The organism is Caulobacter sp. DWR3-1-2 (assembly GCF_049896225.1).
In the GTDB taxonomy this organism is placed as follows: Bacteria; Pseudomonadota; Alphaproteobacteria; order Caulobacterales; family Caulobacteraceae; genus Caulobacter.
Genome location: NZ_JAFCTW010000008.1, coordinates 138670 through 158889, shown reverse-complemented (window position 1 = coordinate 158889; position 20220 = coordinate 138670). Strand labels below are relative to the sequence as shown.

The following is a 20220-nucleotide window of genomic DNA, read 5'->3' as shown; positions in this document are numbered from 1 at the left end:
GTGGTCAAAGCGCCTTCTCGTAGATCCGATAGGTCTTGTAGATCGTGGCGCCCATGGCCTCGGAGATCCGTCGCATCGGCGCATTGGTCTCCAGCACCCACGAGAACTCGAACTTGTCGTAGCCCAGGGCCAGGCCCGCATCGCGCCCGGCGTTCATCAGGTGGAAGGGCACGACCTGGCCGCGCAGGGTGTCGGCGAACTTTCGCTTCAGGCCCATCAGCGGAATGCGGATCGATTTCACCCGCTTGACCTTCAGCCGCCACAGCAGCTTGGCCCAGCCGAACGGCAGCAGCTTGCCGTTCAGGCCCTCGATGGCCTCGTTGACATTGGGCAGCAGCACGATGAAGCCGGCCGGCTCGCCGTCGATCTCGGCGAACAGGGTCAGGCGCTTGTCAATGACGTCCTTCAGGGCCTTGCCCAGTTGGGCGGTCTCGGCCTCGGTGGTCGGCACGAAGCCCCAATTGCCGGCCCAGGCGTCGTTGAGGATGCTGGTCAGCGACCGCACCTCCTCGTCATAGCGGCTCATGTCCAGTTCGCGCAGGGTCACGCCCTGCGGCAGGCCGCGCTTGACCCTGCGCACCACCGCGGCCGGCAGGGCGGCGGTGGGGTCGCAGACATAGGCATAGACGTCCTTGGCCTTGGCGTAGCCCTGGGCCTCGACTCGCCGGGCCGTATAGGCCGGATCGTGGCCCATCATCACCATCGGCTTGGTGTCGAAGCCGTCGACCAGCAGGCCGACCTCTTCGTTGATCGACAGGTTGAACGGGCCCAGGGCGTTGGTGCAGCCGCGTTCGCGCAGCCAGTCCTCGGCCGTGCGAAACAGCAGCTCGAAGATAGCGGGGTCGTCCTCGGCGGCGATCATCCCGAAATTGCCGGTCTTCTGGCCGGCTTCCTGGACCGCCAGGGCGTCGATCTGGGCGCTGATCCGGCCGACGTCGCGGCCGCCGCGCAGCATCAGCCACATCTGGACCTCGGCATGCTCGAAGAACGGATTGGTCTTCGGCGTCAGGGCCGCCATCCGCTCGTACATCAAGGGGACCACCCAACTTCGGTCCCTGGCGTTCAGGCGGTTGGCCAGGTTGATGAAGCGCTTCAGCTCGGCCTTGGTGGAGACCGGAACGATCGTCAGGTCGGACGGGGCGGTGTCGAACGGCATTCAGCCCTCCAGAGCAACGAGCGCGTAAAGCGCGAGGGAGGCGAAGATTACCGGACCGCCCCAGACGGCCAGGAGGGGCGACAGCGACCCGCCTTCGCCAAGGGCCGAGAGCAGGCCGTTGATGACCAGGAACAGCAGGCCCGCAGCCAGGCCGCCGGTCAGCAGCATAGCCCCTTGTCCGCTGCGGAAATTGGCCAGGGCGACGGGCGCGCTGATCAGCAGCATGACCAGGGCCGCGAACGGACCGGCGAAGGCGGCCAGCAGGCGGGTCTCGTAGTAGCTGGCGGGCCGGTCGCCGCCACCGCTCAAAAGGGCCCGGCGGGCCGTGGCGGCGGTCGGCACGGGGCTGTCAGCGAACAGGGCCTGGATGTCCTGGGGGTGCAGGGGCGAGGGCCAGGCCAGCTTGCCGGCGGGCACGACATCGACGCGCTCGCCGCTGAAGCGGGCGATGACCGGCCTGTTGAGGGTCCAGCCGCCGCCATGGACATAGGTGGCGGTCGGCGCCTCGACGCGCTCGATCAAGCGGCCGGAAGTGTCGCGGCGATAGACCTTCACCGCGTTCAACTGACGGCCGTCGGCCGACGCCCCGGCGGCGATCACCAGGTCGTCGCTGGAGCGGAAGCTGCGCGGGCCGGCGACCTTGCGATCGGCGACGGGGGTCGTGGCCTGCCACCAGGCGGCCAGCACCGGATCGGTGCGCGGGGCGATGACTTGGGCGCAGCTGAAATCCAGCGCCATGACGAGAAAGGCGATCGGCGCCGCCATGGCGACGATGCGATAGGCCGAGATGCCGGTGGCGCGCATGGCGATGATCGCGCTCTCGCGGGCCAACTGCGAGAAGGCGAAAAGTCCGCCGGCCAGGGTGGCGATCGGCGCCACTTGCTCGATCAGGCGCGGCGAGCGCAGGGCGGCGTAATACAGCACCCCGGCCGTACCCAGGCCCCGGCCGAGGATGTCGGTGGTGACTTCCAGCAAGTCGAGGATCTGCAGGATCGAGAACAGGATCAGAGCCGCACCGAGCACGCGCGTGCCGACCATTCGCAAGATATAGAGCTGGATCTTCATGCGGTGGCCCGGTCGGTCTTGGACTGGACCATCCGGCGGAAACGGGCGATGCCGACGCCCATCCGCCGGATCATCTCGGTGACCGGGGTTTGGCCCGGACGCTTGCGGCTGCCGATGAACAGCCAGAGGCTCAGGCCGGTGAAGATCGCGAATGGCATGCCGATCGCCGCCAGGGGCATGGCCTTGCCGGACTCCGCCAGGCCCTGCCCCAGCTGCAGGCTATGCTGGAACGCCAGCAGCAGCACGCCGGCGATGATCAGGCCAGGCGTGCGGTTGCCGCGCTTGGCGGCCAGGCCCAGCGGGAAGGCCAGCAGCGGCAGGAACGGCAGGAAGGCGGCGCGGGCCAGCCGGCCGTACAGCTCGGCCAACAGGGTGCGCTTGGGCACGATCGGGTTGGGCAGCTTCGACTGGCGGTCGAGCTCGCCCAGGGTCAGCTCGCGCTCGTCGCCGCCGCGGGTTCGCAGCAGGGCGGCCGCGCCGGCCAAGGGGATGTTGGTGGTGAACTGGTCAAACACCAGGGTCCGGTACTGGCCCTGAGCGTCGACGCCCACCCGCTGGCCCCTCCGCAACAGCATGGTGACGGTCTTGGCGGCCTCGTCGGCGCGCAGGTCGGCGGTGGCGGCGGTGATGACCTCCTCCCGGCCGTTGGCGTCGAGGCGGCGGATGAAAACTCGTGTAAGGCGATGGCCGGCCGCGTCGGCGTCGTCTGCGGTCATCAGCAGCTTGGGCTCGTCGATGAACGCTCCGCCATCCAGCTTGCCATTCCAGCCGGCATTGACCGCCTCGTGCATCACGGCGCGATAGGCGTAGCGGCTGTAGGGCTGCATGTAGCCGAACACCCCCAGGCTGAAGACCGCCAGGAACAGGCCGACGAAGACGAAGGGCGCGGCGATACGGGTCAGGGACTGGCCGCTGGCCAACAGGGCGTCGATCTCCGAGCCGTCGGACAGCTTGGTGATGACGATGAACAGCGCCACGAAGAAGGCCACGGGCAGGGCCAAGCCCAGATAGTGCGGCACCAGGTTGGCGGCCAGCGAGGTGACATAGCCGAACCGGGCGCTGCTCTGAGACAGCACGTCCAGCAGCCGCAGCACGCGCTCCAGCAGCAGGGCGATCACCGTGACGCCCAGGCAGCCGATGATCGGCCACAGCAGCAGGCGCAACAGATAACCGTCGATCAGGCGAAAGCGCGCCGTGCCCTGGGGAACCGGAATGCGGATGCGGCGGGAGCGGGTCACGCGGCCGACCAGGCCTGGGCCAGGGTCCTGGCCAGGCGTTCGGCTCGGTCCAGGCCCATATCGACCGCATCGCCGAGGGCCGGAACGGCCGGCCAGCCGGCGTCGGCGAAGACCTGACCCTCGTGCTCACGCGTGCCGGCGTAGCGCGGGATCACGTGGAAATGCACGTCCTTGTCGACCATCATCAGCATCAGGTAATTGATCTTCTCGTACGCCACGACCTTGGCCAACATTCGCTCGATACCGTCCGTGGCCGTCTTGAGATCCGCGAAGGCGGCGGGACTCACTTGCGAGAAAGCCTGGGCGTCTTCCTTGCATATCAGGAGCAGGGACCCAAATGTCGGCTGCTTGGGACGGACGAGAACCAGCCAGCTGGCGGTCTCGGCCACCCGCGTGCGCGGAAAGCCAAAGCTGATAGCGGTGGGATTGGTCATGCTCGGCCTCGCCTCGGGGCGCTAGCCGCCGTCCATCCTACAATAGGGATGCGGCCTTTTTGATGGAAGTCCGATCCGCATTCTTGGTTGGGCTCATCGCCGGATTTGCGCTGCTGGCCGGTCCGTCGCTGGCGGGCGAGTCTGGCGCGGCGCCGGGCGAGGGCGCCACGCGCGATGCTGGCGACTGCGAGGGCCGTCAGCCCGCCACCCGGCTGACTTTCCAGGCCGGGCCGGGCGACACCACACTGCGCTGAAGATGCGCTACGGGCGCTGAGCCGGTCGGCCCGCCTGGGACAGGACGTAGCGGCCCAGCTCCATCGCCTGGCCGCTCGTCGGGTCCAGGCCTCGCGCCACCACCTTGACCACGATCTCGCCATCCGCCCGGCGATCGATCTCGATGCCATGCCAGCGCGCGGCGGGGTGGCGGCCATGGCCCTGGGCCGAGGCCGAAGGCACGCCCAGCACCGGGATCATCCGGCCGTCGGGTCCGGGCGCGGTGGCCACCAGCGCCTCATGCGCATGGCCGTGCAGCACCAGATCGGCGCCGCGCCGGGCGAGCACCGCCCGCAGGTCGTCCTGGTCCTCCAGGGCCTTGCGCGCCGACACCGCGCCGGCGACCGGCGGATGATGGATCAGCACGACGCGGAAAAGGTCGCACCAAGCCGGATCGGCCAGCCGGGCGTCCAGCCGCGACAGCTGGTCGGCGCCCAGGCGGCCGGTGGCCAGATGCAGGGCGGTGGGGGTGGCTGAGCAAAGATTGAAGATCGCTACGCCGTCGCGGATCCGGACCTGGGGGAAGCTGGCCTCGCCGTGATCCCCGAGCCACGGCGTCCATGGGACGAACGGCGGGCCGCCGGCATCGACCAAGGCGTCGTGGTTGCCGGGGCTGACAGTGATGTCGCGGGCTGGGCCCAGGGCTTCCAACCAGAGCCGGGCGGCCTCCAGCTCGACGGGCGAGGCGAAGTTGGTCAGGTCACCGGTGATCGCCACATGATCGGGGGCGTAGGCCTTGAGATCGGCGACCAGCGTCGCCAGAATCTCCGGGCGATGCTCGTCGCGCTTGCGGCGCCAGGCGATGCGGCTCAGCAGCCGCTTGGACAGCAGGTCGCGCCAGCCTAACGCGCCCTTGGGCGGCGGCAGGTGGGGGTCGGACAGGTGGGCGAGGCGGAATATCGACAAGACTTCGGTCACGCTTTCTGGCGGAAGGGGTCGAAGCTGCTTATCAATCGCCGCGAGTTTCAAGGGGCTGTCGTAACGTGAAGGTCGAAATTGATCCGAAAGAGGCCGGTGGTCTGTCCGCCGTCACGGTGGGCCTGACGAAAACGCGCCTCTGGGGGATGACGTCGTCTGAACGGCTGTCGCGAATCTACCGCCGCCTTGGCCTGGTCGAGGCGACGCCGGAGACCGTCTTCGTCAGCGGGAACGTCATCGTGGTGGATGCCGGCTGGGTGTTCGACGAGTCGCTGATCAAGGCTCTGGCCGAGCGTCCAGGCGTGGCCCTGGTGGACGAGGCCGGTCGCGTGGTCGCCGTCAACGTCTCGGCCCTGCGCGCGCGTGACTCCATAGCCCGCCTCGACACTGGCGAGGACGTCACCGCCTTGGCCGACACCCGCCTGACCGCCCTGGAGCTTGGCTCGGCCTATAACAGCGCCCTGCGCAAGCGCGAGCCGCCGGTGCTGGAGCGCCTGACGCCGGAGACCCGCGTCGCGGTCGAGAAGCGATTGTTCCAGGGCTCCTACAAGGGCGTCACCGACCTGGTGACGAAATATGTCTGGCCCACGCCGGCCCGGGTCGTCACCCGCTGGTGCGCCCTGGCCAAGATGACGCCCAACCAGGTGACCCTGATCGGTTTCATCCTGACCCTGGCGGCCTTCTGGCTGTTCTGGACGGGCCAGTTCGGCTGGGGCCTGGTCTGCGCCTGGATCATGACCTTCCTCGACACCGTCGACGGCAAGCTGGCCCGCGTGACCCTGACCTCATCGAAGTGGGGCAATGTCTTTGACCACGGCATTGACCTGGTGCACCCGCCGTTCTGGTGGTGGGCTTGGTATGTGGGTCTGGGCGCAATGGCCTTCGCCACGCCGTACGGCGTCCTGGCCCTGGCGGTGATCGTCGCGGGCTATGTGCTGCAGCGGGTGGAGGAGGGCATCTTCCTGGCCCTGTTCAAGGTCGAGATGCACGCCTGGCGACCGTTCGACAGCTTCTTTCGGCTGATCACCGCGCGTCGCAACCCCAACCTCATCATGCTGACTCTGGCCTGGCTCGCCGGCCGGCCTGACATCGGATTCATGGCCGTGGCGGTGTGGACCGCGATCTGCCTCTTGGTCCACGCCGTCCAGATCTTGCAGGGCCTGGCGACGCCCAAGGGCGGCGTCGTCTCCTGGCTGTCGTGCTGATGCGCATCGGGGTCATCCGCAATCCGCGCAGCCACGCCAATATCGGGCGGACCGAGAGCGCCTCGACGCCCGACGCGGTGCTGCTGGTCGAGCCCGCCACCCGCGAGGCCCTGGTGCAGGACCTGAAGGCCTTCGCCCAGTGCGGGGTCGAACTGCTGGTCATAGACGGCGGCGACGGCACCATCCGCGACGTCATCAGCCTGCTGCCCGACACCTTCGGCGACACGCCGCCACTGTTGGCCCTGCTGCCGTCCGGGAAGACCAACGTCCTGGCCATCGACCTGGGCGTGCCGCACGGGTGGACCCTGGACCAGGCCATCGCCGCCGCCCGCTCTGGCCACCCGGTGATCAAGACCCGCGCGCCCCTGGTGGTGCGTTGGGACGACGGTCGGCCGTCGTTGCATGGCTTCGTGTTCGGCCTGGGCGCCTTCGTGCGGGTGACCAGCATGTCCAAGAAGGTCAACGCCCTGGGCGCCTTCCACAGCCTGTCGGTAGCCCTGACCCTGGCCGGCGGCGTGATTGGCACCCTGATGGGCGGCGCGCGCGACCGCTGGCGGGCCGGCGTGCCGCTGTGCATGGCCATCGACGGCGAGGAAACCCGCACCGCCGACCGTTTCGTGGTCATGGCCACCACCCTCAAGCGCCTGCCCCTGGGTCTCAAGCCGTTCGGACCGCCGCGCGAGGGGCTGAAGTTCCTCGACGTCGACGCCCCGCCCAAGCACCTGCCCGGCGCCTTGCCTGCCCTGCTGAGCGGCCGCGACGCCGCCTGGCTGCCCGGTCTGGGCTATCGGCGCGGCGACGCCCAGACCATCCGGATCACCACCGACCAGCCGCTGGTGGTGGACGGCGAGGTCTATGACGGGGCCGGCGGCGTGACCGTGGTCCTGGCGCCGGCGCTGCGGTTCCTGGCGGCATGACCGCTTCGGTGGTCAGCCTGGTCAGCGAGGAGCTCCGCGCCCCGGCCCCGCCCCACGCCGTGATGTTCGCCCAACGCCTGGTGGAGGCCTTCGAGGCTCCGGTGGCGGTGCTGTTCTACGGCTCGATCCTGCGAACGGGCGACCTGGAGGGGGTGATGGACTTCTACGTCCTCACCGCCGGCCCCCGGAGCGGCTGGCGCGGTCTGGCCGGGCGGGTGCTGTGGCCGGACGTCAGCTATCACGAGGTCGAGCACCAAGGCCGGACCCTGCGCGCCAAGGTCGCCGCCATGACCTTGGCCCAGTTCCAGAACGCCGTGCTGGGGCAGGGGATCGACACCACGATCTGGACGCGCTTCGTCCAGCCCTCGGCCTTGGTCTGGACGGTCGATCCGGCGATCGGCGACGCCGTGATCGAGGCCGTCGCGGAGGCCGCCCGAACCGCCACCCGCTTCGCCGCCGCGCTTGGACCGCACGAGGGCCCGCCGGACGCCTATTGGTCGGCCCTGTTCCAGCAGACCTACGCCGCCGAATTCCGGGTCGAGAAGGGTGGGCGCGAGCGCTCGATCCTGGCCTTCGAGCCCGAGCGCTACGATTGCCTGTTGATTGCCTGTTGGCGAGAGGAGGGGATGCTCGACATCGTCTCGCGCGGCGCGGTGCAGCCCAATCTGTCGGCGGAGGATCACAAGCGGCTCAACGCTGCCTGGCGGGTGCGGCGCAGCCTGGGCAAGCCGTTGAACCTGGCGCGGCTGATCAAGGCCGCCTTCACGTTCGAGGGCGCGGCGCGCTATGCGGTCTGGAAGATCGAGCGCCATACGGGCCTGTCGGTGCCGCTGACGCCCTGGCGCGAGCGACACCCGGTGCTGGCCGCGCCGGGCGTGCTTTGGCGGCTGTGGCGGGCGCGGCTGGAGCAGAAGGCTTAGTCGGGCGCGGTCAGCAGCTCGTGTGGCACGCCCTCAACACCGTCTCCCCGACGAAAGTCGGGATGTGGATTCACACTTGAAATGCAACGGGGCGTAGACCTCGGCGGGTGTCTGGAAGACCAGGCACTTTCGAGGCCTGTGGTTGTGGAGCCTGTTGAGCCAAAGAATGTCGTCCAGGTCGAGGGTGTCGAGGTTGGTCTTGCGCGGCAGATACTTGCGCCAGCTTCCATCGTTGGTCCGGCGCATCTGGGCGTAGATGAACCGGTAGATGCTCTCGTGGCTGATCACCGCCTGGCCGCGCTCGCGCTTCAGCCGTCCGGCCACCTGCTCGGGCGACCAGCCCAGGGCCAGGTGCTCGAGCACCTGGCCCTGGAGGACCTCGTCGCGTTCCAGGCGGCTGCCTCGCCAGCGCCGGGCCTTGCTGAGATCGCCGGCCAGCACGGGCTTGTAGGCGGCCTTGGGCGCGCCATTACGCTTCAGCTCACGGCAGATGCTCGATGGCGAGCGACCCAGAGCCGCAGCGATTTGTCGGATCGTCTCACCCGCTTCACGACAGCGGGCAAGCTCACACCGCGCCTCAAGCGTGAGGTGATCATAGGCTTGTCCCATCGCAACACCTCGGTCAGAGAGTGTTGCACTTCGTTTGTGAACTCAGGGGACCCAGGTGAATCCCGCTGAGGCTCTGGGTGAATCTGGGTCCGGCATTCGCCGGGATGAGCGGGTTTTGGGGTATGCCGATGCGTTCGAAAGTCCTTTGCCTGTTAGCCTCCGCGTTGTTCTTGCCAAGCCTTGCTTCGGCCGCGCCCATCCTCGCCCCGGTCTTCACCGATCACGCGGTCCTCCAGCGCGGCCAGCCGATCCGGGTCTGGGGCGGCGCCATGCCCGGGGCGTCGGTGTCTGTCATGCTGGGCGAGGCCGAAACCACGGCCACCACCGACGCCCAAGGCCGCTGGTCAGCGACCTTCCCGGCCCGCCAGCCGGGCGCCGCCCTGTCCCTGACCGCCAAAACCGTTGGCGACAGCCAGACGATCTCCGACCTGCTGGTCGGCGATGTCTGGCTGTGCTCGGGCCAGTCGAACATGGAATATCCACTGCGCCGGTCGCTCGACAGCGACACCGAGCTGTCGCACGCAACCGATCCCGACATCCGCCTGCTCCAAACCGGCCGCACCAGCCTGCCGGCTCCGACCACGACCCTGCCCAAGGAAGCGGTGTGGCGCGTGGCCAGCCCTGAAGCCGCCGCGAACTTCAGCGCGGCGTGTTTCTTCATGGGCCGCGAGTTGAGGAAGACGACCCATGCGCCGATCGGCCTGATCGACGCCAGTTGGGGCGGGTCGATCATCCAGGACTGGATCAGCGGCGAGGGCCTCCACGCCCTGGGCAACTATGACGAGGGCCTGGCCGTGTTGGCTGACTACGCGCGATCCAAGGAGGCCGGCATGGCCCGTTGGGGCGCGATGCTGGATCGCTGGGCCGCCAAGGTCGAGCCGCAGGCGGCGGGTTGGGCCAGCCCGAACCTCGACGACAGCGCCTGGGCCACGATGCCGGCCGAGAACTTCTGGGAGGTCAATCCTGGCCTGGAAACCTTCGACGGCACGATCTGGCTGCGCGCCACCCTCACCCTGACGGCCAAGCAGGCGGCCCAAGCCGCCAAGGGGGGCGCGACCTTGGCGCTCGGCCCGGTCGATGACATCGACACCACCTTCATCAATGGCCGCCAAATCGGCTCTCAGGAAGGCTGGAACGCCCCGCGCGAGTATCACATCGCGCCGGGCATGCTGAAGGCGGGCGCCAACCTGATCGCGGTGCGGGCCATCGACACCAGCGGCGGCGGCGGGGCCTGGGGCCCGGCGGCGCAGAAGGGTCTGAAGTTCGACGACGGGTCGTTCGCGCCGCTCGGCGGGACCTGGCGCTACAAGATCTCGACCTCCATGGCCCAAAGCGGCCCGCCGCCGCACGCGCCCTGGTTGGGGGCCAGCGGCCTGTCCACCCTGCGCAACGGCATGATCGCGCCGCTGGCGCCGTATGGCCTGAAGGGCTTCGTCTGGTATCAAGGCGAGGCCAATGTCTCCGAACCGGCCGAATATGCCCGCACCCTGCCGGCCCTGATCGCCGACTGGCGCCGAGCGTTCGGCGGACCGGACCTTCCGTTCCTGATCGTTCAACTGGCCGATTTCGGCCCGCGCTACGCCCAGCCGCGCGAGTCTGGCTGGGCTGGGGTGCGGGACGTACAGCGCCGGGTGGCCGCCGCCGATCCCCAGGTCGGCCTCGCCTCGGCCGTCGATATCGGCGACATCCACGACATCCATCCGGCTAATAAGCAGGAGGTCGGCCGTCGATTGGCGCTCCAAGCCCGCAGGCTAGCCTATGGGGACACGAGCTTGGTCGCCGCCGGCCCGGCCCCGCTGTCGGTGTTGATCCAGGGCGGCGCGGTGACGGTGCGGCTGGACCAGCGCGCGGTGGTCCAGGCCGGCGCGCATCCCAACGGCTTTGAATTGTGCGATGCTAGCGCCTGCCGGTTCGTCGACGCGACCTTGAGCGGCGACCAGGTCAGCCTGCCGATCCCCGCAGGCCTCGCGCCCGTGAAGGCTCGCTACGGCTGGGCCGACAGCCCGATCGTCAATCTCTACGGCCTGACCGGCCTGCCGGCCACGCCGTTCGAACTGGCGATCGCAGCGCGTTAGTCAAGGGACTCGGGCGCGCGTCTCGCGGCGCGCGTTGTTAATCAGCAACCCCTTGGTGTCGAACGGCATTGTCTTTCCCGAGTGTGTGGTTCGAGAGAGCGTTACGTGACCGATTTGGCCTATCAGGAACTGGCGAGCCTCTGGGAGGCGGTGTTTGGCGAACAACCGTCCGTCGTCGCTGATTCCGAGTTGATGGCCCGCATCCTGGTGACCTGCCTGCCGCCGACCGAACCGCACAGCTTCGGCGCGGATCCAGACGAGGACGACTAAGGCTCGGGGCGCCCTTGGCCTTAGGCCGCCCACGCCGCCGCGAAACGCTTCAGTTGCGATCGCGCGGCGCTTTCGGCTCCGCCGTTGACGGCTTCGAGCCGCAGGAAGAGATCGCCTTGGCGATGCGGCCCACGAGCTGGCAGGCCCTGGCCGGGCAGGCGAACCAAGCCGCGGGCGGCGGCCTTGGTCGAGATCCACACCAGGCGCGGACCGATAGCGGTGGCCACCTCAAGGCGGCCGCCCTCGGCCAGCACCCGGGAGTCCAGCCGCGCGGTCAGCCACAGGTCGTCGCCGCGCACCAAGGCCTCGGGATCAGGCTTCAGAGCGACGCGGAAGACCACGTCCTCGACCCGCACCTTGTCGCCGTCGCGCAGGCCGGCGGGCAGGGTCAGGCGCAGCTTGCGAGCGTCGACCATCAGGTCGAGCGCGCCGCCGGCGAAGGCCATGGCCGTTTCGAGGGTCAGGGTCGCCTGCTCGACACGCGCGGGCTCGGTGACGGCGGGCGGGAAATGGATCGGCTGGACCGGGTTGTCCTGCAGCAGGCGGTAGGCGGCCAGCACGTCGCGGAACAGGGCCGCGTCGCCGCCGGGGCGATCGGGGTGGGCGCGCTTGGCGGCCTCGCGATAGGCGGCGCGCAGCTCGCGCTCGTCGGCCCTCGCGGCGACGCCGAGGATGGCGCGCGCGGCCTGGAGACTGGGGACTGTGGAGGCGCGGGCGGTCATGCCGCCGACCCTGCCGCCACTTGGTCAACGGCGGGTTAAGTTAAGACTTTCGAGCGCTAGCGGATCTGGCCGCTGATCAGCCAGACCAGGCCGAAGGTGCCAAACACCCCCGCGGCGAAGAGGATCACCGCCCACGAGCCGCTCTTGCGATACCAGGTCACGGGCTCATCGACATCGGGACCCTCGACCCGGGCCCGATCGGCGGCGCGATTGCGCACCTTCACCAGGTTCCAGGCCCCCGCCGCGAACAGGAAGACCCCGCCCAAGGCCAGCACGATCCAGTCCTGAACGTCGTCGCCCTTCCACTTCACCGCCTCGATCGTGCCGATCCACAGCGCGGCCGCGCTCCAGAGCGCCAGCGGGATCCAGGCTAGTCGCGCGCGCGTGCCGAGCTTCATGAGGTGTCGTGTCCTAGGTCGCGGCGCCGTCCGCGCGCGGTTTGGCGGCAGATGCGCGCGACGGGTCGTGCACGTCAAGCGTGGCCCGCCGCCGCCGCCTGTCCTATAGGACTACCATGACCAACGCGCCCCTGATCCCCGCCTCGCCCTCCGAGGACGACTATGTCCGCCAGGTGACCGACGCTACGCCTCCCCCGCTGCTGCCGGAAGGCGATCCCATCCGGCTGTTCGAGGAATGGCTGGCCGAGGCCGGGAAGGGCGAGCCGAACGATCCCAACGCCGTGGCGGTGTCGACGGTCGACGCCGACGGCCTACCGGACTCGCGCATGGTGCTGCTCAAGAGCGTCGATGCGCGGGGCTTTGTCTTCTACACCAACACCCAGAGCGCCAAGGGCGTGGAGCTGGACGCCCAGCCCAAGGCGGCGCTGCTGTTTCATTGGAAGTCGTTGCGCCGCCAGGTGCGGGTGCGCGGCGTTGCCGAGCCCGTGAGCGAGGCCGAGGCCGACGCCTATTTCGCCAGCCGGGCCCGGCACAGTCAGCTGGGCGCCTGGGCCAGCGACCAGTCGCGGCCGCTGCCCGACCGCCTGGCCCTGGAACGCCGGGTGGCCGAGATGGCCCTGAAATTTGGCCTCGGCAAGGTGGCGCGCCCCCCGTACTGGTCAGGCTACCGCGTCGTGCCGCAGGTCATCGAGTTCTGGCGCGACCGACCGTTCCGCCTGCACGAGCGGCTGGTCTACGAGCGGGCGGGCGAAGGCTGGGGCACCACGCGGTTGTTTCCGTAGCGCGCCAGGAACGTCTCGACCGCGTCGCGTGACAGCTCCTCGAGCGGCCTGTTCGGTTGAACGTTGTCGCCGGCCGACAGGCCAAGCAACAGGGTCGGGTGGTCGATCATGCCCAGAAGTTGGCCGGCGGCCCAGGAGGGCTTTTCGACCTTGAGCTCGCCTGTTTCGACAAGATCGTCGATGACGCGGATCGCGGCGCGGCCCAGTTCCTCGCGGGCGTTCCGGAGGAAGAAGTCGGCCAGGACCTGGAAGCGCCGCCGCTCCGACGTGATCAAGCGGAACGTCGCCCGGGTCATGGGGCGAGAAAAGAAGGTGGCATAGGCGCAGGTCAGGGCCATGAGCCGCGCGCGGGCGTCGCCCTTGACCCGCGTGCTCGCCCTGACGGGGCCAGCCATGTCCCGCACGGTCTCGTGGATCACGACCTCGAACAGCTTCGCCTTGCTGGGGAAGTAGGTATAGAGCGTGGCGGTCGAGACGCCCGCCATCCGCGCGACGACCTCCATGCCGGTGTCAGGATAACCCTGGCGCAGGAAGACGCCACGCGCCGCCGCCAGGATTTCCGTTTTCCGGCGTTCCGGCCTATTTAGTCCAGCGCCCATCAGCATGCGTTGCGCTCGATCCAGGGTTAACTTCACCTTAGACGCTCAACTCACGCGCAAGCAAGCGTCGGGCGGCGACGTCGGCGGAAGTTTCCGCTATGGGACGCCGGCGCCGGCGTCGTGGCGCGAGAGACGGGGTACGGCGTGATCAAGGACGCGGAAACGGTTCGCGAGCAGGAAGTGGCCGCCTGGATGGGCGAGCGGGCCGATCGGGTGATCGAGACCTCCTGCGCCCGGGTCTTCCTGGTCGGCGAAGCGGCCTTCAAGGTCAAGCGGCCGGTCAATTTCGGCTTTCTGGATTATTCGACGCTGGAACTGCGCCGCTGGTCGCTGGAGCGCGAGCTCAGCTTCAACCGTTCGGCCGCGCCGGACATCTACCGGGCCGTGCGTCGCCTGACCCGCACCGAAGCCGGCGGGGTCGAGATCGACGGCGCGGGCGAGACGATCGAGTATGCGCTGGAGATGCGCCGCTTCGACGAGGAGGGCGTGCTGGCTTCGCAGCCCTGGGCGATCGACGACGCGCTTGAAGAGGCCCTGGGCCGGACCATCGCCCAGTTCCACGCCGTGGCGCCGCTGCGTCCGCAAGGCGGCGGGGTGGGGGCCCTGGGTTACACCATCGCGTCCAACGCCAAGCTGCTGCGCGGGCTGGCCCCGCGCCTTGGCTCGCTGGCCGTCGAGCGCTTGATCGCCGAGACCGACCAGGCGCTGGAAAGGCTGGGTCCGTTGCTCAACGGTCGGGCGGGGCAAGGCTTCGCGCGCCACTGTCACGGCGACCTGCATCTCGGCAACATCCTGATCGAGGACAGCAAGCCGATCCTGTTCGACTGCATCGAGTTCAACGACGCCCTGTCGGACATCGATATCCAGTACGACTTGGCCTTCCTGCTGATGGACCTGGATTTCCGCCGTCGCCGCGACGCGGCCGGCCGAGTGCTGAACGCCTATCTGGACGAGGCCGCTCGCACCTTCGACACCGGCCTGTGGACCGGGCTGGCCGCCTTGCCGCTAATGCTCAGCGTCCGCGCCGCCGTTCGCACCCACGTCTGGGCCTACAGCAATGACGACGAGGCCGCGCGGGCCTATCTGGCCACGGCGCTGGAGCACCTGGCCCCGCGGCCTGTCAGCCTGGTGGCGACGGGCGGGCTATCGGGCTCGGGCAAGTCGACCTTCGCGCGGGTCTGCGCGCCTGGCCTGGGCAGCGCGCCCGGCGCGGTGGTGCTGCGCACCGACGAGATCCGCAAGCGCCTGCTGGGCGTGCCGTCTCTGCAGCGCCTGCCCAAGGAGGCCTACACGCCGCAGATGAGCGAGCGGGTCTATGACGAGCTGTTCCGTGACGCGGGCCTGACCCTGGCGGCCGGCCGCTCGGTGGTGGTCGATGCGGTGTTCCTCAAGCCCGAGCAGCGCGCGCGCGCCGAGGCCTTGGCCAAGTCAGCCGACGTCGCCTTCCAGGGTGTGTGGCTCGATGCCCCGCCCGAGGTGCTGCGCGGTCGCGTCGCCGCCCGCGTCAACGACGCCTCGGACGCCGACGTCGCCGTGCTGGAGAGCCAACTGGCCCGCGACACAGGAGAAATCAGATGGCGCCGGGTCGATACGGTCAGCGCCTTCGAGGATGAGGCCCGCGCCCTGGCGGAGACGATGGGGTGAGTCAGGAACGCGCCGCTTCGGCCGGTCTGGCCCTGGGGCGCACCGCCGCGAGGATCGCCGTCAGCAGTTGAATCGGGCGGACGGGCTTGCCCAGATGATCGTCGAAGCCCATCGCCAGGAAGCGCTCGCGATCGCCTGACATCGCCGAGGCGGTAAGGGCGATGACCGGGATGGCCGGGTCGCCGGTCGCGCCGGCCCGGATGGCGGCCAGGGCGGTGATGCCGTCCATGACCGGCATGTTGATGTCCATCAGCACGGCGTCGAAGGTCCCGACCCGCAGCGCGGCCAGCGCCGCCTGGCCATCCTCGACGATGGTCAGGGCCACGCCGGTCGCCTCAAGCATCGTGCGCACCACCACCTGGTTGATCGCGTTGTCCTCGGCCATCAGTATCCGCAACGAGTCCAGGTTCGGCATGTCGTCGTCGCGCTCGGTCTCGCACGGCGAAGAGGGCGACGCGATCGGCGTGGCCACCAGGGTGAAGGCGAAGGTCGCGCCGTCCAGGCCGCTTTCCAGCGCCAGGTCGCCGTCCATCTGGCGCGCCAGGGCGCGCGCGATCGTCAGGCCCAGGCCCGTGCCGCCGTGGCTTCGGGAGACGGCGTCGTCGGCCTGGGTGAAGCTGTCGAAGATGCGTTCTTGGAAATGCTTGGCCACGCCGATGCCGCTGTCGATCACGCGTATCCGCACCAGCAGCGCGCTGTCGGGGCGGGGTGTAGCGGCGGCGAGCTGGAGGGTGACGCCGCCTTGCTGGGTGAACTTCAGCCCGTTGGAAATCAGGTTCATCACCACCTGGCGAATGCGCTGGGGGTCGGCCAGGACCCAGACCGGCGCGGACGGATCGATCTCGGTCTTGAGCCACAGACCCTTTTCGGTGGCGGCGTCGCGCCAAGCGTCGCCCGCCGCCAACACCAGTTCGTGCAGGTTGGTGGCGGTGTGGTCGAGGTCGACCTTGCCAGCTTCGATCTTCGATAGATCGAGCACGTCGTTTAGCACCTGCATCAGGCTGTCGCCCGACTTGATCATCAAGCGCACGTGACGGCGCTGACTTTCGTTGAGGTTGCTGCGGTCCAGGGCGTAGGCCATGCCCAGCAGGCCGTTCATTGGGGTGCGCAGCTCATGGCTGGTGACGGCCACGAAGGTGGACTTGGCGCGGTTGGCCTCCAGGGCCCGCTCGCGTTCCTCGCGCAGGCTGCGGGTCAGGTCGTCCATGCGTCGGGCGGCGGCGCGGTTGCCGCGCATGACGTTGACCGTGGTCAGCACGACCATCAACAGGCCCCAGCGGGCGATATTGGGGCCGACGCCGTGGGCCTGGAAGAAGAACAGGGGAAAGACCACGAGGCTGAGCATCGGCGCGAAGGCGCTGACGATCAGCAGGGCGGCCGGTTGATGGCGGAAGTTCTGGGTGTAGACGATCTGCCCGACCCAGATGGAAACGGCCGCCAGCTTGAGTTCCGGGATTGGCGATAGCCAAATCATCGCCGCTAGCCAGGCCCAGGTCAGGTTGATTGGCAGCGTCATCAGCACGAAGGCCGCGCGCTCGGCCGGAGAGGCGTCGACGCCCAACTTGAACCGACGGGTCGCCAGTCGCGCCAAGCCCTCGCTCAGGATGAAGCCCGCCAGCCAGGTCAAGGCCGTCATGGCGCCCAGCACCATTGACGTGATCGCCGTCGCCGCGATGGCCGGGATCAGGCGAGAGGGCAGCAGGCGGTGGGTGTCCAGCGCTACCTCGTCCAGCCGGTTATCGGCCCATGGCGCTTGGAACCATCGCACGTAAATTCGCCTTGCCCGTCGATCAGCGTCTGTGCGGACAAACCTAGCGGATCGCGACTACCAGCGGCTGAACGCAATCTGCGACGGATCAGCGCGGTTGGCTTTTAGACTTAAGGTTCGCTCAAAGCGCGCGCCGCGTTGCGTGGGCGTCGCGAGGCCGCTAGCCTTGGCTGAACAACGTTAACGAAGCGGGAGTGCGGGGCCGATGCAAGGCTTGATGCAACACGGGGCCTTGACGGTCGACAAGATCATCGACCACGCCGCCCAGTGGCACGGCGCGCGCGAGGTCGTCACCCGCTCCGTCGAAGGTCCCATCGTCCGCACGACCTACGCGGCCATTCACAACCGCGCCAAGCGCGTCTCCAACGCTCTGCTCGGCATGGGGATCAAGCCAGGCGATCGGGTCGGCACCCTGGCCTGGAACACCGCCCGCCATATGGAGGCCTGGTACGGCATCATGGGCATCGGGGCTGTGTGCCACACGCTGAACCCGCGCCTGTTTCCCGAGCAGATCGCGTGGATCGCCAATCACGGCGGCGACAGGGTGATCTTCACCGACCTGACCTTCCTGCCGATCATCGCCGGCATCGTCCAGCACCTGCCCAGTGTCGAGCATGTGGTGGTGTTCACCGATCGCGGGCACATGCCGGCCAACTTCCAGGTCGCCGGCGACGCCCCACACTTCAAGGGCCTTCTTTGCTTCGAAGACTTGGTCGCCGAGCACCATGCCGACTGCGCCTGGGGCGGCTTCGACGAGGGCACGGCTGCTGGTCTTTGCTACACTTCCGGCACGACGGGCGACCCCAAGGGGGTGATGTATTCGCACCGCTCCAACGTCCTGCACACCCTGATCACCCTTCAACCGGACGTGATGGGCCTGTCGCAGAAGGACGTGATCCTGCCGGTGGTGCCGATGTTCCACGCCAACGCCTGGGGCGTGGCCTTCTCGGCGCCCGGGACTGGGGCCAAGATGGTCATGCCCGGCGCCAAGATGGACGGGGCCTCGATCTACGAACTGCTCGACAGCGAGGGCGTCACCTTCTCGGCCGCCGTGCCCACCGTCTGGCAGATGCTGCTGCAGCACCTGCGCGAGACCGGGCTGAAGCTGCCGGTTCTAAAGAAGGTGGTCGTCGGCGGGGCGGCCTGTCCCGAGCACATCATCCGCGCTTTCCACGAGGACTACGACGTCGAGGTGGTCCATGCCTGGGGCATGACCGAGACCTCGCCGCTCGGCACCCTGTCGGTGATGACCGAGGACCTGGAAAAGCTGCCCTACGACCAGCAGATGCCCTACCGCCTGAAGCAGGGCCGGCCGCCGCTGGGCGTCGAGCTGAAGCTGACGGACGACGCGGGGAACCGCCTGCCGCACGACGGCAAGAGCTTCGGCAATCTCAAGATCCGCGGCCCGATCATCGCCGCCGAATATTTCCGGGGCGCCGGCGGCAAGATCCTCGACGAGGAAGGCTTCTTCGACACCGGCGACGTGGCCACCATCGATGACCACGGCTTTATGCAGATCACCGACCGGGCCAAGGACGTGGTCAAGTCGGGCGGCGAGTGGATCAGCACCATCGACATCGAGAACATCGCCTTGGGCCATCCCAAGGCGGCGATGACGGCGGTGATCGGCGTGGCCCATCCCAAGTGGGACGAGCGGCCGATCCTGCTGGTCAAGCTGAAGGAGGGCGAGACCGCCACCAAGCAGGAGTTCCTCGACTTCCTGCAGGGCAAGATCGCCAAGTGGTGGACGCCCGACGACGTGGTCTTCGTCGATGACATCCCGCTGGGCGCGACGGGCAAGATCGACAAGAAGCTGATCCGCCAGCGGATGAAGGACTATGTCCTGCCGAGCCTGGTCGCCGAGACCGTGGCGGAGGTCGCGCCTGGGCCGCAGGCCGGCCCGCCGGCCGGCGGGCCCACCCTGGCCGCCGCCGACGGCGCCCTGGCTGCGCGGATCTACGCCCCTGAAGCCGAAGATCCGATCTCGGAACCGCCGCCCCTGCTTGAGCCCCTGGTCACCGAGGCGCTAGCTCAAGCGCCGGCCGAATCGGTGGCGCCGCCCGAACCCATCTTCGTCGCCGTCCACCTCGCCGAGGTCCAGCCAGCCGTGCTCGACACGCCCGAGACGGTCGAATCCCCCGTCGCGGAAGTCGTCGTCGAACCCGAGACCATCGCGCCGACCCAGGTCGCTGAGGCCGCTGTCGCGCCGATGGTGGTCGACCCTGTGGTGGCGCCGGCCTTCGAGGCCCGGGGCGAGACCGAGCCCTTCCCGGTCGGCCCCTTGCCGCCGGTCGCGGAGCCCGTGTTGGCCATGGTGCCCGAGGCGGCGTTCCACGCCGAGCCGACCTTCGTGACCGATGAGCCGCCTCTCGCCATGCCGCTGATCCCGCCGACCAAGAAGGCGCGCAAGAAGGCGGCGGCCAAGGTCAATGCCAAGGCCAAATCCGGCGGCGGCGGAGGCGGCGTGCTGCTCGACCTGGCGGTGCTGGTCGCCCTGGCGCCGGCCCTGCTGGTCGCCGCTGGCGCGGTGGGTGTGAAGCTTGGCCTGTTCGACCAGGCGATCGGCTACGACCTGATGACCCGCGACTGGGCGTCGAAGGTCGCGATGCTGGGCGTCGCCACCGGCGTCCTGGGTCTGATCGTGGCCCTGTTCGGCGGCTTCTCGAAGCTGTGGAAGAAGGCGCTGCTGGCCCTGGCGATCACCATCGCCACCCTGGGCGTGATGGTCGCCGCCAACGCCATCGGCGGCCGCGCCCCTCCCGTCCACGACGTCTCCACCGACTGGAAGACCCCGTTGATGCCGTCCGACGCCGGCTTGGCAGCGCGAGGCGGCGACGCCCAGACGATTGAGGCGGACCCCAGCCTGCCGGTCGGTTCGCTGGCCTTCGCTGGCCGCCGCGTGGCCGACGTCAACGCCGAGACCTGCGCCGCGGCCAAGCCCTTGATCCTGGAACGCTCGCCCGCCGACGCCTACGAGGCGGCCAAGGCCGCCGTGCAGTCCGCCGGCCTGTCCATCGTCACTGACGATCCGATGGACGGCCGACTGGAGGCCACGGGCCAGAGCTTCTGGTACGGGCTGAAGGACGACCTGGTGGTGCGCGTGCGCCCCGACGCGGCCGGCGCCCGCGTGGACATGCGCTCGATCGGCCGCACGGCCGGCGGCGACATGGGCCGCAACTGCCGCCGGCTGGGCGGGTTGCTGGCGGCGGTGAAGGGGTAGGGGAAAG

19 protein-coding genes are annotated in these 20220 nt (G+C 68.9%); 9 read left to right on the top strand and 10 right to left on the bottom strand.

The window, feature by feature from the left end; all coding sequences use genetic code 11:
* Positions 1-4: 4 nt before the first annotated feature.
* Genes ACP696_RS13325 through ACP696_RS13310 form a run of 4 tightly spaced genes read right to left on the bottom strand, consistent with a single transcriptional unit; the run spans position 5 to position 3893 of the window.
* Positions 5-1156, bottom strand: coding sequence for a dATP pyrophosphohydrolase (locus tag ACP696_RS13325; protein WP_426013740.1), 1152 nt, complete (start codon positions 1154-1156; stop codon positions 5-7).
* Entirely contained in the window at positions 1157-2221 is a 1065-nt protein-coding gene (locus ACP696_RS13320; RefSeq protein ID WP_426013738.1) for an LptF/LptG family permease, read from the bottom strand.
* Positions 2218-3435 (bottom strand): LptF/LptG family permease, encoded by a 1218-nt coding sequence (locus ACP696_RS13315; RefSeq protein WP_426013807.1) that lies wholly within the window; start codon positions 3433-3435, stop codon positions 2218-2220. The genes ACP696_RS13320 and ACP696_RS13315 overlap by 4 nt, the downstream gene beginning before the upstream one ends.
* Before the next feature lie 20 nt (positions 3436-3455).
* On the bottom strand, positions 3456-3893 hold the full coding sequence (locus tag ACP696_RS13310; RefSeq protein ID WP_426043893.1) for an HIT family protein: 438 nt from the start codon (positions 3891-3893) through the stop codon (positions 3456-3458).
* A gap of 83 nt (positions 3894-3976) precedes the next feature.
* On the opposite strand from ACP696_RS13310, the gene ACP696_RS13305 reads away from it, so the two are divergent.
* The gene (locus tag ACP696_RS13305; protein ID WP_426013734.1) at positions 3977-4147 is read left to right on the top strand and encodes a hypothetical protein; all 171 of its coding nucleotides are present in this window, start codon (positions 3977-3979) and stop codon (positions 4145-4147) included.
* A 7-nt stretch (positions 4148-4154) separates the two neighbouring features.
* On the opposite strand, the gene ACP696_RS13300 is transcribed toward ACP696_RS13305, so the two are convergent.
* Positions 4155-5072: a metallophosphoesterase family protein gene (locus ACP696_RS13300; RefSeq protein ID WP_426043896.1), complete on the bottom strand. Its 918-nt coding sequence runs from the start codon at positions 5070-5072 to the stop codon at positions 4155-4157.
* 158 nt (positions 5073-5230) lie between these two features.
* On the opposite strand from ACP696_RS13300, the gene ACP696_RS13295 reads away from it, so the two are divergent.
* The 3 genes from ACP696_RS13295 to ACP696_RS13285 are packed head-to-tail and all read left to right on the top strand — an operon-like array spanning position 5231 to position 8126.
* Complete coding sequence (locus ACP696_RS13295) at positions 5231-6289, top strand: CDP-alcohol phosphatidyltransferase family protein (protein WP_426043895.1); 1059 nt, start codon at positions 5231-5233, stop codon at positions 6287-6289.
* Positions 6289-7206: a diacylglycerol/lipid kinase family protein gene (locus tag ACP696_RS13290; RefSeq protein WP_426029720.1), complete on the top strand. Its 918-nt coding sequence runs from the start codon at positions 6289-6291 to the stop codon at positions 7204-7206. The genes ACP696_RS13295 and ACP696_RS13290 overlap by 1 nt, the downstream gene beginning before the upstream one ends.
* Entirely contained in the window at positions 7203-8126 is a 924-nt protein-coding gene (locus tag ACP696_RS13285) for a hypothetical protein (protein WP_426029721.1), read from the top strand. The genes ACP696_RS13290 and ACP696_RS13285 overlap by 4 nt, the downstream gene beginning before the upstream one ends.
* A gap of 33 nt (positions 8127-8159) precedes the next feature.
* Here ACP696_RS13285 and ACP696_RS13280 read toward each other — a convergent pair whose 3' ends face one another.
* Positions 8160-8735 carry a transposase gene (locus tag ACP696_RS13280; RefSeq protein WP_426043892.1) on the bottom strand — a complete coding sequence of 192 codons (576 nt, stop codon included), beginning with the start codon at positions 8733-8735 and terminating at the stop codon, positions 8160-8162.
* A gap of 128 nt (positions 8736-8863) precedes the next feature.
* On the opposite strand from ACP696_RS13280, the gene ACP696_RS13275 reads away from it, so the two are divergent.
* Together ACP696_RS13275 and ACP696_RS13270 are read left to right on the top strand one after the other, a co-directional pair.
* A complete protein-coding gene (locus tag ACP696_RS13275) occupies positions 8864-10810 on the top strand; it encodes a sialate O-acetylesterase (RefSeq protein WP_426043891.1) in 1947 nt (648 codons plus the stop codon).
* Between the two features lie 105 nt (positions 10811-10915).
* Positions 10916-11080, top strand: a complete 165-nt coding sequence (locus tag ACP696_RS13270; RefSeq protein ID WP_426013725.1) for a hypothetical protein — start codon at positions 10916-10918, stop codon at positions 11078-11080.
* 20 nt (positions 11081-11100) lie between these two features.
* Here ACP696_RS13270 and ACP696_RS13265 read toward each other — a convergent pair whose 3' ends face one another.
* Both ACP696_RS13265 and ACP696_RS13260 read right to left on the bottom strand, forming a co-directional pair.
* Positions 11101-11802, bottom strand: coding sequence for a DnaJ C-terminal domain-containing protein (locus tag ACP696_RS13265; protein WP_426043890.1), 702 nt, complete (start codon positions 11800-11802; stop codon positions 11101-11103).
* Between the two features lie 56 nt (positions 11803-11858).
* Positions 11859-12200: a hypothetical protein gene (locus tag ACP696_RS13260; RefSeq protein ID WP_426043889.1), complete on the bottom strand. Its 342-nt coding sequence runs from the start codon at positions 12198-12200 to the stop codon at positions 11859-11861.
* 116 nt (positions 12201-12316) lie between these two features.
* Between ACP696_RS13260 and pdxH the strand changes: the two genes are divergently transcribed.
* The gene (gene pdxH / locus ACP696_RS13255; RefSeq protein ID WP_426043888.1) at positions 12317-12982 is read left to right on the top strand and encodes a pyridoxamine 5'-phosphate oxidase; all 666 of its coding nucleotides are present in this window, start codon (positions 12317-12319) and stop codon (positions 12980-12982) included.
* On the opposite strand, the gene ACP696_RS13250 is transcribed toward pdxH, so the two are convergent.
* Entirely contained in the window at positions 12934-13587 is a 654-nt protein-coding gene (locus ACP696_RS13250) for a TetR/AcrR family transcriptional regulator (protein WP_426043887.1), read from the bottom strand. The genes pdxH and ACP696_RS13250 overlap by 49 nt on opposite strands.
* A 138-nt stretch (positions 13588-13725) precedes the next feature.
* Between ACP696_RS13250 and ACP696_RS13245 the strand changes: the two genes are divergently transcribed.
* The gene (locus tag ACP696_RS13245) at positions 13726-15225 is read left to right on the top strand and encodes an AAA family ATPase (protein WP_426043886.1); all 1500 of its coding nucleotides are present in this window, start codon (positions 13726-13728) and stop codon (positions 15223-15225) included.
* A gap of 1 nt (position 15226) precedes the next feature.
* Here ACP696_RS13245 and ACP696_RS13240 read toward each other — a convergent pair whose 3' ends face one another.
* Positions 15227-16993, bottom strand: coding sequence for a response regulator (locus tag ACP696_RS13240; RefSeq protein ID WP_426043885.1), 1767 nt, complete (start codon positions 16991-16993; stop codon positions 15227-15229).
* Between the two features lie 205 nt (positions 16994-17198).
* Between ACP696_RS13240 and ACP696_RS13235 the strand changes: the two genes are divergently transcribed.
* A complete protein-coding gene (locus ACP696_RS13235; protein ID WP_426043884.1) occupies positions 17199-20213 on the top strand; it encodes a long-chain-fatty-acid--CoA ligase in 3015 nt (1004 codons plus the stop codon).
* The last annotated feature ends 7 nt before the right edge of the window (positions 20214-20220 follow it).

Excerpts from the sequence above, each read along its gene's own strand:
- ACP696_RS13235 (WP_426043884.1), top strand. The coding sequence starts at position 17,199 with ATGCAAGGCTTGATGCAACACGGGGCCTTGACGGTCGACAAGATCATC.
- ACP696_RS13285 (WP_426029721.1), top strand. The coding sequence starts at position 7,203 with ATGACCGCTTCGGTGGTCAGCCTGGTCAGCGAGGAGCTCCGCGCCCCG.
- ACP696_RS13280 (WP_426043892.1), bottom strand. The coding sequence starts at position 8,735 with ATGGGACAAGCCTATGATCACCTCACGCTTGAGGCGCGGTGTGAGCTT.
- ACP696_RS13265 (WP_426043890.1), bottom strand. The coding sequence starts at position 11,802 with ATGACCGCCCGCGCCTCCACAGTCCCCAGTCTCCAGGCCGCGCGCGCC.
- ACP696_RS13260 (WP_426043889.1), bottom strand. The coding sequence starts at position 12,200 with ATGAAGCTCGGCACGCGCGCGCGACTAGCCTGGATCCCGCTGGCGCTC.
- ACP696_RS13275 (WP_426043891.1), top strand. The coding sequence starts at position 8,864 with ATGCGTTCGAAAGTCCTTTGCCTGTTAGCCTCCGCGTTGTTCTTGCCA.
- ACP696_RS13295 (WP_426043895.1), top strand. The coding sequence starts at position 5,231 with ATGACGTCGTCTGAACGGCTGTCGCGAATCTACCGCCGCCTTGGCCTG.
- ACP696_RS13325 (WP_426013740.1), bottom strand. The coding sequence starts at position 1,156 with ATGCCGTTCGACACCGCCCCGTCCGACCTGACGATCGTTCCGGTCTCC.
- pdxH (WP_426043888.1), top strand. The coding sequence starts at position 12,317 with ATGACCAACGCGCCCCTGATCCCCGCCTCGCCCTCCGAGGACGACTAT.
- ACP696_RS13310 (WP_426043893.1), bottom strand. The coding sequence starts at position 3,893 with ATGACCAATCCCACCGCTATCAGCTTTGGCTTTCCGCGCACGCGGGTG.
- ACP696_RS13250 (WP_426043887.1), bottom strand. The coding sequence starts at position 13,587 with ATGCTGATGGGCGCTGGACTAAATAGGCCGGAACGCCGGAAAACGGAA.
- ACP696_RS13320 (WP_426013738.1), bottom strand. The coding sequence starts at position 2,221 with ATGAAGATCCAGCTCTATATCTTGCGAATGGTCGGCACGCGCGTGCTC.
- ACP696_RS13290 (WP_426029720.1), top strand. The coding sequence starts at position 6,289 with ATGCGCATCGGGGTCATCCGCAATCCGCGCAGCCACGCCAATATCGGG.